This is a genomic window from Arcicella sp. GW821-FHT09D11, assembly GCF_059416265.1.
Window position 1 is genome coordinate 151,760 of sequence record NZ_JBWKOV010000003.1, and the last position, 13,105, is coordinate 164,864.

Consider the following 13,105-nt stretch of genomic DNA (forward strand, 5'->3'; position numbering starts at 1 on the left):
TAAGTCTAAAATCTAGCGTCTAAAGTCTTTAAGTCCTCCAGTCCAAAGTCCTAAAGTCCAACAACCCTAAAGTCTTAAAAAAGAAAAATGACCAAAGAAACCTTTACATATCTTGTTGCCAATCCGTCTGAGGTTTCAGCGCTTGAAATTAATGGACTTGAGGAAACCATTAAGAATTATCCTTATTGCCAGCTTGCCTATACGTTATTAGCCAAAGCTTATGACGATAATGATGTTGAGAAACAGTCAAAACTAAGAAAAGCTGCTGCTTATACTATTAGTAGAAATGCCCTTCGTCGCATTATGAATGGTACTTTTGTGAACCATTCAAATGTACCTACCATTACTAAATTTGATTCAGATTATATCCGGAAACTGGAAAATATTATTGAAGCAAAAGAAGACGAGGAAAAACGTAAACAACAAGAATATCAGCAAGAAGTGCTTTCAGATAAAGAATTCCTGAGTTATTCGACTGTGGCTGAAGATATACTGCTGAATGAAATTGCCCAGAAACAACAATTACAAAATAACATTATTGATAGTTTCTTACTGAAAGACCCAGGCTTGATAAGATCAAGTAAAAGTCAATTAGAAGCAATGGGTAAACAGGAAGATTTGTCATCAAATAGTGTAAAGCTAGACAAAGGCATTATTACGGAGAGCTATGCAAAAATTCTGACGATGCAGGGTAGAAAAGAAAAAGCAATAGGAGTTTATGAGAAATTAATTTTGAAATTCCCAGAAAAAAAGGCGTACTTTGCATCCAAAATTCAGGAGCTATCAGAATTTTAAATTTACAGGAATCATTTAAGCCTTGTAATCTCGTTTAAAAGCGTAAAAAATAATATTTAGATTTTCAAATTTTCAAATTAAATAAAAGATGTTCGGAGCAATTATCGTAGTTATTTGCATCATTGCAGTGTTATTAGTATTTGTAGTATTGGTTCAAAACCCTAAAGGTGGTGGTTTATCTGGAGAATTCGGAACTGCTGGTGCAAGCCAGATGTTTGGTGTTCAACGTACAGGAGACCTTTTGGAACAAATTACTTGGGGAGGTGCCATTTCTATTGCACTATTGGTTTTAGCTACAAAATTCATCACTCCTACAGAAAGTACTGAAGCTTATAAATCAGTAAACACTGAAGCGGCTTCTAAAAAAGCAGGTATTCCAGCAGCAGCACCTGCATTAGGAACAAACCCAACTGATACTTCAAAAAAATAATATTATAGTTACGAACTAAAAAGGGGAAATTCAGCTGAATTTCCCCTTTTTAGTTCGTAACCACTTCTACTACTTTCTTTTTAGCAATTGGCAAAAAAGTTTCTTCCAGTGGCAATACATATTTTGATTCTACTAAATACGTAGCAGGATTAGGAAGGTGTTTGTACCGTTTCACTAAATCTAGCTTGATGTTCTCAAAAGTACTTAGCGTACTTTTTTTGATGGTTTCTACATAAAAAGTTTTTAGTCCTCTCAAACGCTCGTGTTTGTTTTCAAAAATGGTTAGGTTGTATTGATACACCCGTGTTTCGTTGATACATGGCTCATGCAATAACAAATAGCCATCATTTTTGTAAAGTGGTAAAATCCCAATCGGAGCAATCTGAATATCCTTCTGTACTTCCTCTACAATTTTTTCACCTTCGCTTAAGGCATTTTTAAAGCGAGGCAAGGCATATTCCATGATAGATTGTATCTCGGATAAATACTCACTCTCTGGTTGGTGAGATGACTCATATTCCAAATTCAAATTTTCAGGATTAACGCCCTTGATTCTCTTTGGGAACTGAATGCTCATCTGAGTGATACCATCTTTGAAATACATAGAATAATCGTAATGATACTGTAAGTCTCGTAAGTCAGGGTATAACTTCTTACTTTTAAAATTACTTTTAACCTGTTGCAAATATGCCAGTAAAACATACTTTTTGTACTCAAAATCAATGAGTCCAGTGGTTAGCCAATCTTTCTCTAAGCTTTTCATAGGCGACATCATTTAGTGAAGGATTATTATTAAGCAATATTCTAAAAAAGTAAATACAGACGGCACTTTATTAGAATACTTAAAATTAATAATTTTCATGAAAATGCCAAGATTTCTGGAAAATATTTTAAAGCCTGTCAAATAGTAAATCATCTATATACAAAAATTCTTATTTAGTATCAAAACCTGACAATTTTACCGTTTTTCAGACAATGGCACAAAATATGATTAAATTTGTGAAGTTGAAGCTCGAATTGGTTTGATTAAGAGTTCATGAATGTGCTTTGAAAGTCAAATTTAAATTCAACATTTACCTAAAAAATCAAATACAAAAAATAACTTATCAAAAAAACAATGTCAACAGTTAGTATCAAGCCTTTGGCTGACAGAGTTCTGGTAGAACCAGCAGCCGCAGAAGAAAAAACATCATTTGGAATTATCATTCCTGACACTGCTAAAGAAAAACCACAAAGAGGAATTGTTGTAGCAGTAGGTTCTGGTAAAAAAGATGAGCCATTGACAGTTGCAGTTGGCGACACTGTTTTGTACGGTAAATACTCAGGAACTGAAATTGCAGTAGAAGGTAAAGATTACCTTATCATGCGTGAAAGCGATATTTTCGCAATTCTTTAATTGTGGCTTTAAGCTATAAGCAGTAAGCTTTGAGTTTACGCTAATATAGTAAAACAAAAAAATAGGATTCTGGAAAACGTTAAATGAATATATATTTTCATTTTCAAATCCTCAAATCTTCAAATTTTCAAATTAAAAAAAATGGCAAAAGAATTATTTTTTGACACAGACGCTAGAGATAAATTGAAAAGAGGCGTCGATACTTTAGCTAACGCTGTTAAAGTAACTTTAGGACCAAAAGGTCGTAACGTAATCATTGACAAGAAATTTGGTTCACCTTCAATCACGAAAGATGGTGTTTCAGTAGCGAAAGAAATCGAATTAGAAGACGCCGTTGAAAATATGGGTGCTCAGTTAGTGAAAGAAGTTGCTTCTAAAACTGCTGACCAAGCTGGTGATGGTACTACTACTGCTACTGTATTAGCACAAGCTATCTACACTATCGGTTCTAAAAACGTTGCTGCGGGTGCTAACCCAATGGATTTAAAACGTGGTGTTGACAAAGCTGTTACTGCTGTTGTTGCTTCGTTGAAATCTCAATCTAAAGCAATCGAAACTTCACAACAAATTGCTCAAGTTGCTACTATCTCTGCTAACTCGGATGCTACAATCGGTACAATGATTGCTGACGCGATGGACAAAGTTGGTCGTGAAGGTGTTATTACTGTTGAAGAAGCTCGTGGTACTGAAACTGAAGTTAAAACAGTAGAAGGTATGCAGTTTGACCGTGGATATTTATCTCCATACTTCGTAACTAATACTGAGAAAATGGAAGCTGAATTAGAGCGTCCGTTCATCTTGATTTCTGAGAAGAAAGTATCTTCAATGAAAGAATTATTACCAGTATTAGAAGGCGTTGCTCAAACTGGTCGTCCTTTGTTAATCATTGCTGAAGATGTTGACGGAGAAGCTTTAGCTACTTTGGTAGTTAATAAAATCCGTGGTGCCCTGAAAGTTGCTGCTGTTAAAGCTCCAGGTTTCGGTGACCGTCGTAAGGCTATGTTAGAAGACATCGCAGTATTAACAGGTGGTACTGTAATTTCTGAAGAACGTGGTTTCAAATTAGAAAACGCTACTATTGAATATTTAGGACAAGCTGAAAAAATCATCATCGACAAAGACAACACTACTGTTGTAAACGGAGTTGGTGCGAAAGATGGTATCGAAGCTCGTGTTAACCAAATCAAAGCGCAAATCGAAAATACTACTTCTGATTACGACCGTGAGAAATTGCAAGAACGTTTGGCTAAATTGTCAGGTGGTGTTGCTATTCTTTACATCGGTGCTGCTACTGAAGTAGAAATGAAAGAAAAGAAAGACCGTGTTGACGATGCTCTTCACGCTACACGTGCTGCTGTTGAAGAAGGTATCGTAGCTGGTGGTGGTGTTGCTTTAATCCGTGCTATCAAAGCATTAGACGGTTTAACTGGTGACAACGAAGACCAAACAACTGGTATCAACATTATCCGTCAGGCAATCGAATCTCCATTGAGAACTATCGTTGCTAACGCTGGTGGTGAAGGTTCAGTAGTTGTTAACGCTGTTAAAGCTGGCGAAGGTGACTTCGGTTATAATGCTCGTGAAGACAAATACGAAGACATGATTGCTGCGGGTATCATTGACCCTACTAAAGTAACTCGTTTAGCATTAGAAAACGCTGCTTCTATCGCAGGTTTATTATTGACTACTGAATGTGTTATTGCTGACAAACCAGCTGCTGAAGCTCCACACGCACACGGTGGTGGCGGCGGAATGGGTGGAATGATGTAAAATCAGTTTTGAGTTAATGATGTAAAATCAGTTAAGAGTTTAGAGTGAGGAGTTAAATATTTATAAATATATTACTCTACATTCTAAACTTTTAAATCAACACTCAAAATATCAGTTTAGAGTTTTGAGATTGAAGGATGGAATTAAATATTAATAAAATATGTCACTCTACATTCGAAACTCAACACTCCTCACTTAAAAAAACTCCTCATTAGCAATGCTTTTGAGGAGTTTTTTATTTCCCCTAAATATAAAGACCTTTACTTCTAGCAGAAATATTCAAAATCAAGCGGTTTATTTTATGGGAATCACCAAACATTGGGCAATATTTTTATCAAACAGTGCCAATAAACAAGTATTTATTCAACAGTTATTATCTCAAAAAGCTAAGGATATTTTTGCCGAATTGAATTCCTTAGAAGGGATGCTGTTTTCAAGCCTTACAGTTAATGAATACATTGATGAAGAAAACAGGCATGGATTTACGGTTGTAACAAAACACTTGAACAGGAGTTTAAAGTCGATGTCTAGTGGTGAGCAGAAGAAAGCATTATTGAATTATCTAGTCTCTCAAAAACCTGATTACCTTATTTTAGATAACCCTTTTGATAATTTAGACGTTGAAGCACAAGCATCTTTATTAGCAATGTTGTGTGAAATCAGTAGCCATACATCTTTGATACAATTGGTAAATCGTGAAAGAGATTTATTACCATTTATCAAAACTGTGGTAAGTATCGAGCAAAATAATCAATTGGTTTTGCACGAAGACCTTCCAACATTTCTTGAAGCATATAGAAATACACAGACTTATTCTTTTTCAGGAGAAATCCCTCCTCCTATCAAGCATTATGATTTAGCCAATCCTGAATTGATTAAGTTCAATAAAGTAGATGTAAGTTATGGCGAAAAACATATCCTAAAAGACATTACTTGGACAATCCATAAGAATGAATTTTGGCATTTAATTGGTCCAAATGGCTCAGGAAAAACCACCATGCTATCGATGATTACAGGGGATAACCCAAAAGGATACGGGCAAGACTTAACCCTTTTTGGTAGAAGAAAAGGCACAGGCGAAACTGTTTGGTCGATTAAAAATAATATCGGTTACGTTACCCCTGCCATGACAGACTTGTTTACAGCCAGTCATACATTAGAGCAAATGTTGATGTCAGGTTTTTATGATTCGATTGGTTTGTATAATAAACCTTCTGATTTACAGATAAAACTAGCTAAACAATGGCTTGCGTTGATTGAGATGGATAAGCTCAAGAAGAAGCCCTTCTTTATGCTTTCAGCGGGTCAACAACGCATGGCTTTGGTAGCAAGAGCGATGGTAAAACATCCACCGTTGTTGATTTTAGATGAAGCCATTGCTGGTTTAGACGACCATAATACGTCATTAGTTATTTCCTTAATCAACAAATTTGCCAACGAAAGCGAAAGCACCATTTTATACGTTTCGCATCGCACCGAAGAAGGGCTTTTTCCAAGAAATATATTTCAGTTATTTCCTTCTGAGGAAGGGTCTAGTGGGGTGGTGATGAAGTGATTAAAGTAGTTAATATATTTATTAAACGTAAAAAAGCCCATCGGTAACCGACGGGCTTTAAGTCTTTCACTTAATTACGTTTCTTAAAATATTAACTTTAAGAAAGAGGCTTGATTAAGCATTACATTGTAAATATAATACTAACTTTATAAAAATGCAAGCCACCTTTGAAATATGAATATTAATAAACTTGAACAATATCTATCACCGACAAGATTCAATCGTTTTCTACAAGCGACCAATCATTCAGCCCTGAGAGCTGAAGAATTATATGGAGCCAATTTAAACGTTGCAAAATCTTTTTATCCAGTATTAAATCTCTTTGAAATAGTATTACGGAACAGCATTGATATAAGTATATCGACTCATTTTGGTGATTCTGATTGGATAATAAATCAAAAAAATGGTTTTATGAGCGATAAAAGTTTAATGGCATCTAATTTCTACCTAAAAAAATCAATAGAAAAAGCACAGAAAACAATTACAAATAAAAAAGTAACTGTAACATCAGGAAAAATAATAGCGGAACAATCTTTTGGTTTTTGGACAAGTCTTTTTGAAACACATCACTTCAAACTTATAGGTGGATGTGTAATTCAGATATTCAATAACAAACCTAAACATATCAATAGGAATATTATCACTAAAAAACTAACTAAAATTAGAGAATTTAGGAATAGAATTTATCACAACGAACCAATTTGCTTTAATGGTACAAATATTGACTTTACAGAAGCCAATCAGGTAAAAAATGAGATTTATAATTTACTAACATGGATTGATACAGATTTAGCAACTTATGTTCAAAATTTCGATTTGATTGATGATGAAATTTCACTTGCTATGAATATATAAAAACTTAATCTAAATGAAAAATTTATTTAAACCAATCTTATTCTTAATCATTCCTGCAATATTAATCCTTGTAGTAACTTTTCCATCCGTATTAGAATACTTTATGTCCTCGGTGTGTATTGCTGAAAATAGCCAATTTACGAATGAAGATAGAGGAACATTCGGGGATATGTATGGAGTTCTTAACTCTTTTCTTTCAGGACTTTCAATAATAGGCATTGTTCTCACACTTTATTGGGACAAAAAGCAAGAGGTAGATAAAGAGAAAAAAGCTAATATTGATAGAATGAGTTATTTGTACTCAGTTTGCCAAAAGGCTAATAAAATGCTTCAGGAATATCAATCTGCATTTAAAAAATTTAATGAGGAACTGAACGAAAATCCATTTAATATTCCCCAAATTAGGGTAGGCTCAAGTACGGAAATATTAAAAGTTATTAATGAAAAAATAGACCAAGAGGCTTATTTTCACAGCTATAAGTCATTTTATAATGATGAGCAGATATTAGATTTATTCAATCATTATGATTCTATTGGAGTAAAAGTAAAAATGACACTAGAAGATATAGAGACAAGAACTATCAATGATTATGAACGAAAAAACAATTACTTCTTAACTTTGAAGTAATAATAATTGAATTAAGAAAGTCGGTACAAAACAATACTAATGATGAGTTCACAAGACTTTCAAAAAGCTTAATTACTTCCTTTGATAGGCTTGCTGATGAGTCAAAATCAGATGCATGGACTATCTATAAAACTTTGTCAGAACCAATAAAAGATTATTTAAATATGCCTGGTGCAAAAAACGAAGACTTTATAAAAGATTGGAAAGTGATAAAAAATCAAGTACTCCAAATTGAAGAAAATAATAAAAATATTATTACCACTACTCGTTCTTACGATACACACACTGAAAATTGTTTAACTGAAATCACTCCAATACGTGAAAAGATAAAGAATAGTAGGTAGTCCTGTAAATGCAATGCTTTATTTATCTTTGTGATAAAAAAGGTAAAATGAATTGTAGTCATTGTGGTAGTGTAACAACGAAGAAGAATGGTCATACCCATTATGGGAAACAAAACTATTTATGTCATAGTTGCAACCGTCAATTTGTAGAAGGTGGTCAAGATTGGTTTGTATCGGAATCTGATAAAACCCTTATCAACAAATTGCTTTTAGAGCGCATCTCCTTATCAGGTATTTGTCGAGTATGCGATGTGAGCGAGCAATGGCTTTTAGCCTATATCAAAAAGTTGTATGAAAACTTACCGGATGATTTGAATGCTGACTTGACTTTGCCTGATATTGAAGCTTACTTAGCAGACAGGATGGATGAAGAAATAGGCAGAATAGAGGTTATAAAAAAAATTCGATTGCATTACAGGAATACGTTCAAGTCTCAGAAATTGAGGTAATTATAGAAGAAAATAGCCCTTTTGAAGACAATTTGGTTGATATTGAGAATAACGATTTGTTAGTAACGGAATTGTATAGGAAAGAGAGAAGTGTGAGGGTGGAGTTTTATGGCGTTCAACTTGACGAGCTATGGAGTTTTGTCGGGAAGAAGAGTAATAAACAGTGGTTGTGGCTTGCTCTTAACCCTATTAATAGGCAAATTATAGCCTTTCACGTAGGAGGACGTTCAGCAGAAGATGCACAGCTATTTTATGAAAAAATACCAGCTATTTTCAAAGGTAGTACAGGCTTTTTTTCAGACTATTGGCAAGCCTATATAGAGCCTTTTGGAAAAGAAAAACATTATGGCGTTGGTAAAGACAGTGGTTTGACTGCTTATATTGAGCGTTTTAATGGAACATTAAGACAAAGAGCATCCAGATTGGTTAGAAAAGCTTTAAGTTTCTCAAAGTCTCTCGAAAATCATATTGGTGCAATAAAATACTTTATTTGTAATTATAATCTTGAAAGATAAACATTACATTTTTAGGACTACCAATAGTAATCACACAAACTTCAAGTTGAATAATTTCTGGTATTTTTTTCATGGAAAACCAAAAACTAATTAAGATATACTCCAAACAAAAAAGGAAGCCCGAAAGCTTCCTTTTTATTTCTATTTATTCTTAGCATCAATCCAAAGTCTAGCATTCACAAATGCCTCTAACCAAGGGCTTACTTCATCGTTTTTACGATTAGCTGGGTAGTTTGCCCAGTTCCAAGGGAAGGTTGAACGTTCGATGTGTGGCATTGTTACTAAATGACGACCTGTGGCATCACACATCATCGCTGTATTGAAATCTGAACCATTTGGATTAGCTGGATAGCCTTCATAACCATATTTACTTACAATGCTATATTTCCCTTCTTCGTAAGGTAATACAAACTTGCCTTCTCCATGCGATACCCAAACCCCTAAAGTAGTTCCTTCTAAAGTAGAAAGCATTACTGAATTGTTTTTCTGGATAGTCACCGACGTAAAAATACTTTCATGTTTATGCGATTCGTTATGGTGCATTTTGCCGTGTATTTCATGGTCTGGATTAATCAATTCCAATTCCATAAACAACTGACAACCATTACAAATCCCTACTGAAAGGGTATCTTCACGCGCAAAGAATTTCTTAAGAGCAGTATTGGCTTTTTCGTTATACAAGAAAGCACCAGCCCAACCTTTTGCAGAACCTAATACATCTGAGTTAGAAAACCCTCCTACAGCACCAATAAATTGAATATCTTCTAATGTCTCGCGACCAGCAATTAAGTCGGTCATGTGTACGTCTTTTACGTCAAAACCAGCTAAGTACATGGCATTTGCCATTTCACGCTCAGAATTCGAACCTTTCTCACGAATGATTGCCGCTTTCGGGCGAGTAGCAAGTGTACGATTATCAGCTAACTTTCCTGTAAATTGTGTTGGTAGCGTATACGTTAATGGTTGGTTTTTGTAGTTTGTATAACGTGCCAAAGCTGTACCGTTTTTCGATTGTTTTGAATCTAATAAGAACGAAGTCTTATACCAAACATCTCTTAATTCAGACACGGCAAAATCGAATGATACTTCATTGTTTTTCACTGTCAAACTATTGCCTTCTACTACTTCACCAATTTTAACAATGTTGATATTGTTTTCAGCAAAAACAGCTTCTATCGAAGCATCTGCTTGGAATACTAAAGCAATGTTTTCGTTGAACAAAGTTTTTACAGTATCTGTTTCGCCTAAATCAGAAAGGTCTATATTTGCCCCAAGGTTTACATCAGCAAAACACATTTCTAATAAAGTAGTAATCAAACCTCCGCTACCAATGTCATGACCTGCTTCTATTTTGTCAGCTTTAATCAAGTTTTGGAAGGTATTAAATGCTGTTTTGAAATAAGCCGAATCTTGAATGGTTGGTACATCAGTACCAATTTTATTCAAAATTTGTCCAAAAGAGCTACCTCCTAATTTAAAGCTATCCTTAGACAAGTTCAAATAGTAAATCGCACCCCCATTTCTTTGTAATACTGGCTCAACTACTTTTGTAATATCTGAACAATTGGCTCCTGCCGAAATGATAACCGTACCAGGTGCAATTACTTCATCATTAGGATATTTTTGTTTCATCGAAAGCGAATCTTTTCCTGTTGGAATATTGATTCCTAATTCGATGGCAAAATCAGAACAACCTTTTACGGCTTCATACAAACGTGCATCTTCCCCTGCGTTTTTACAAGCCCACATCCAGTTAGCCGAAAGCGAAACTGATTTTAAACCATCTTTCAACGGAGCGAAAACAATGTTTGATAATGCCTCGGCGATAGCGTTACGAGAACCAGCTACAGGGTCAATCAAAGCCGTTACTGGCGAGTGACCAATCGTTGTGGCAATACCTTCTTTTCCTTTGAAATCCAAGGCCATTACACCAACATTATTCAATGGCAATTGTAAAGGCCCTGTACATTGTTGTTTTGCCACACGTCCGCCTACACAACGGTCAACTTTGTTGGTTAACCAGTCTTTACAAGCTACAGCTTCTAATTGCAATACTTGCTCGAGATAAGCAGGAATTTGTGCTTCTGAGTAGGCTAAATCTGCGTAATTACGTATTACGTTTTTATCTGCCATTACCACTTTTGGCGAGCTACCAAACATATCATCAATCGCAAAATCCATTGGCTTAGCACCTGTTGATTTCGATTCGAAAGTAAAGCGATGATTGCCCGTAATATCTCCGACAGTATACATTGGCGAACGTTCACGGTCGGCTACTCTTTGAAGAGTTTCTAAATCTTTTTCTCCAATCACCAAGCCCATACGTTCTTGCGATTCGTTTCCGATAATTTCTTTTGCCGAAAGTGTAGGGTCGCCTACTGGCAATTTATCTAAGTCAATCAATCCTCCAGTCTCTTCTACTAATTCCGACAAACAGTTTAGGTGTCCACCTGCACCGTGGTCGTGGATAGAAACGATTGGATTATGTTCTGATTCTACTAAACCTCTAATGGCATTAGCAGCACGTTTTTGCATTTCTGGATTTGATCGTTGAATGGCATTCAATTCGATACCTGAGCCAAATGCGCCTGTATCTGCTGAAGATACTGCTGCACCACCCATACCAATGCGGTAGTTTTCACCACCCAATACCACTACTTTATCCCCTACCGTTGGCTTTTGTTTCTTCGCTTGGCTTTCTTTACCATAACCAATACCACCAGCCAACATGATTACTTTATCAAAGCCTAGTTTACGAGCTTCTTCTTCATGCTCGAAAGTAAGCACAGAACCCGTAATCAATGGTTGTCCGAATTTATTTCCGAAATCAGATGCCCCATTTGAAGCTTTAATCAAAATGTCCATTGGTGTTTGGTACAACCATTCACGTTCGTTCATGGCATTTTCCCAAGGACGGTTTTCCTCTAAACGAGAATACGAAGTCATATAAACTGCTGTACCAGCCAAAGGTAACGAACCTTGTCCACCTGCCAAACGGTCACGAATTTCACCACCAGAGCCTGTTGCAGCACCATTGAAAGGCTCTACAGTAGTTGGGAAGTTATGTGTTTCAGCTTTGACTGAAATAACAGAATCAAATTCTTTTTCTTCGTAAAAATCAGGCTTATCAGCTGATTTTGGCGCGAATTGTGTAACACGTGGCCCTTTAATAAAGGCTACGTTATCTTTATAGGCCGAAACAATATCGTTCGGGTTGGTCTCAGAAGTTTTCTTGATTAATTTGAATAGTGAAGTTGGTTTTTCTTCGCCATCAATCACAAAAGTACCGTTGAATATTTTATGGCGACAGTGTTCAGAGTTTACTTGTGAGAATCCAAATACTTCAGAGTCTGTTAATTTACGACCCAAACGTTCTGCTAAACCATTCAGATACCCTACTTCTTCTTCGCTTAAAGCAAGTCCTTCTTGTTTGTTATAAACAGCAATATCCTCAATCTCAATAATTGGTTCTGGCTGAATATTAATTGTATATATTTCCTGATGCAGTTGTGTATATTTCTGCGACAACATCGGGTCAAATTCTGTAAAATCTTCGTCAACTGCTTTAAACTCTTCAATACGAATAATCCCTTCGATACCCATGTTTTGAGTAATTTCAACAGCATTAGTACTCCACGGCGTAATCATTGCTGCACGTGGACCTACAAAAACTGCTTCCAAAGTAGCATTTTCTTGGTTTACGACAGTAAAAGCATGGTCTTGTTTACTATTGAAAAGCCAAAAGAGTTTTTGAATATCCTCATCTGAAATAATGGCATACGTTTGCACGGCATAAACTGTGCTGGAGTGACTCCCGAAGAAATGAATCATGGTGATAGCAGATTGATAGTTGTTTGTCAGCTATTTTCACAAAAAGTGATAACAAAATAGCTGAATTACTAAAGAAAGTGCAAATTTAGGGGTTTTGAGAAAGAATACCTACTAAAATTTAGTTGATTCAGGCATCGTTATTAATTCAACTGATAATCGTCGTAGATGATTAATTCAATGTTGACCTTTTTTTATATGATGAGCGTGACGCTCTTTTGTCTTTGGAGTCGTAGATAAACCTACGACTAGAGGAAGATAATAATCAAACGTATGTTTTATGTCATCCCTAACGGGACTTTAAACAGTCTATTGTTTATTTTTGCTACCGATATTCAATCCCTTACGGGATTTATTTGTCGAAATTTTCTTGTTTTTTCTCGATTTTAATCCTTAACGAGATTTATTTGTTGAAATTTTCTTGTTTTACCCTCATATTTTAATCTATTCTATTTGTCTCGTAGAGACAGTATATCGGTAGAAAAAATGTAATTTCCCCTAAAGAATCCCGTAGGGATGGCATAACTTAATTTTAGCTAT

General features: G+C 35.4%; 12 protein-coding genes. 10 read left to right on the forward strand and 2 right to left on the reverse strand.

Annotated features, from left to right (window positions below; all coding sequences use genetic code 11):
• The first annotated feature begins 87 nt into the window (after window positions 1-87).
• Together AC07N0_RS10835 and secG are read left to right on the forward strand one after the other, a co-directional pair.
• Window positions 88-795, forward strand: a complete 708-nt coding sequence (locus tag AC07N0_RS10835; protein ID WP_492799691.1) for a DUF8458 domain-containing protein — start codon at window positions 88-90, stop codon at window positions 793-795.
• 88 nt (window positions 796-883) lie between these two features.
• Complete coding sequence (secG, locus tag AC07N0_RS10840; protein WP_323250464.1) at window positions 884-1,225, forward strand: preprotein translocase subunit SecG; 342 nt, start codon at window positions 884-886, stop codon at window positions 1,223-1,225.
• 49 nt (window positions 1,226-1,274) lie between these two features.
• Here the strand turns inward: secG and AC07N0_RS10845 are convergent, their stop codons facing one another.
• Complete coding sequence (locus AC07N0_RS10845) at window positions 1,275-1,988, reverse strand: hypothetical protein (protein ID WP_309918865.1); 714 nt, start codon at window positions 1,986-1,988, stop codon at window positions 1,275-1,277.
• A gap of 354 nt (window positions 1,989-2,342) precedes the next feature.
• On the opposite strand from AC07N0_RS10845, the gene AC07N0_RS10850 reads away from it, so the two are divergent.
• The 8 genes from AC07N0_RS10850 (at window position 2,343) to AC07N0_RS10885 (ending at window position 8,737) form a co-directional block, all read left to right on the forward strand.
• On the forward strand, window positions 2,343-2,621 hold the full coding sequence (locus tag AC07N0_RS10850) for a co-chaperone GroES (protein WP_184135555.1): 279 nt from the start codon (window positions 2,343-2,345) through the stop codon (window positions 2,619-2,621).
• A gap of 141 nt (window positions 2,622-2,762) precedes the next feature.
• Window positions 2,763-4,391, forward strand: coding sequence for a chaperonin GroEL (gene groL, locus AC07N0_RS10855; protein ID WP_323250467.1), 1,629 nt, complete (start codon window positions 2,763-2,765; stop codon window positions 4,389-4,391).
• 301 nt (window positions 4,392-4,692) lie between these two features.
• The gene (locus tag AC07N0_RS10860; RefSeq protein ID WP_494589192.1) at window positions 4,693-5,946 is read left to right on the forward strand and encodes an ATP-binding cassette domain-containing protein; all 1,254 of its coding nucleotides are present in this window, start codon (window positions 4,693-4,695) and stop codon (window positions 5,944-5,946) included.
• Between the two features lie 174 nt (window positions 5,947-6,120).
• Entirely contained in the window at window positions 6,121-6,801 is a 681-nt protein-coding gene (locus AC07N0_RS10865) for a hypothetical protein (protein WP_494589193.1), read from the forward strand.
• A 13-nt stretch (window positions 6,802-6,814) separates the two neighbouring features.
• Entirely contained in the window at window positions 6,815-7,429 is a 615-nt protein-coding gene (locus tag AC07N0_RS10870; protein WP_494589194.1) for a hypothetical protein, read from the forward strand.
• A 134-nt stretch (window positions 7,430-7,563) separates the two neighbouring features.
• Entirely contained in the window at window positions 7,564-7,773 is a 210-nt protein-coding gene (locus AC07N0_RS10875) for a hypothetical protein (RefSeq protein WP_494589195.1), read from the forward strand.
• 47 nt (window positions 7,774-7,820) lie between these two features.
• The gene (locus tag AC07N0_RS10880) at window positions 7,821-8,222 is read left to right on the forward strand and encodes an IS1/IS1595 family N-terminal zinc-binding domain-containing protein (RefSeq protein ID WP_323248634.1); all 402 of its coding nucleotides are present in this window, start codon (window positions 7,821-7,823) and stop codon (window positions 8,220-8,222) included.
• Between the two features lie 98 nt (window positions 8,223-8,320).
• Window positions 8,321-8,737: an IS1 family transposase gene (locus AC07N0_RS10885; RefSeq protein WP_494589471.1), complete on the forward strand. Its 417-nt coding sequence runs from the start codon at window positions 8,321-8,323 to the stop codon at window positions 8,735-8,737.
• Window positions 8,738-8,878: 141 nt separating this feature from the next.
• On the opposite strand, the gene purL is transcribed toward AC07N0_RS10885, so the two are convergent.
• A complete protein-coding gene (purL, locus tag AC07N0_RS10890) occupies window positions 8,879-12,568 on the reverse strand; it encodes a phosphoribosylformylglycinamidine synthase (RefSeq protein ID WP_494589196.1) in 3,690 nt (1,229 codons plus the stop codon).
• Between the last annotated feature and the right edge of the window lie 537 nt (window positions 12,569-13,105).

What these genes read in the sequence shown, in the direction of transcription:
- AC07N0_RS10870 (WP_494589194.1), top strand. Translation starts at nt 6,815, where the DNA reads ATGAAAAATTTATTTAAACCAATCTTATTCTTAATCATTCCTGCAATA.
- AC07N0_RS10845 (WP_309918865.1), bottom strand. Translation starts at nt 1,988, where the DNA reads ATGAAAAGCTTAGAGAAAGATTGGCTAACCACTGGACTCATTGATTTT.
- AC07N0_RS10880 (WP_323248634.1), top strand. Translation starts at nt 7,821, where the DNA reads ATGAATTGTAGTCATTGTGGTAGTGTAACAACGAAGAAGAATGGTCAT.
- groL (WP_323250467.1), top strand. Translation starts at nt 2,763, where the DNA reads ATGGCAAAAGAATTATTTTTTGACACAGACGCTAGAGATAAATTGAAA.
- AC07N0_RS10865 (WP_494589193.1), top strand. Translation starts at nt 6,121, where the DNA reads ATGAATATTAATAAACTTGAACAATATCTATCACCGACAAGATTCAAT.
- AC07N0_RS10850 (WP_184135555.1), top strand. Translation starts at nt 2,343, where the DNA reads ATGTCAACAGTTAGTATCAAGCCTTTGGCTGACAGAGTTCTGGTAGAA.
- secG (WP_323250464.1), top strand. Translation starts at nt 884, where the DNA reads ATGTTCGGAGCAATTATCGTAGTTATTTGCATCATTGCAGTGTTATTA.
- AC07N0_RS10860 (WP_494589192.1), top strand. Translation starts at nt 4,693, where the DNA reads ATGGGAATCACCAAACATTGGGCAATATTTTTATCAAACAGTGCCAAT.
- purL (WP_494589196.1), bottom strand. Translation starts at nt 12,568, where the DNA reads ATGATTCATTTCTTCGGGAGTCACTCCAGCACAGTTTATGCCGTGCAA.
- AC07N0_RS10835 (WP_492799691.1), top strand. Translation starts at nt 88, where the DNA reads ATGACCAAAGAAACCTTTACATATCTTGTTGCCAATCCGTCTGAGGTT.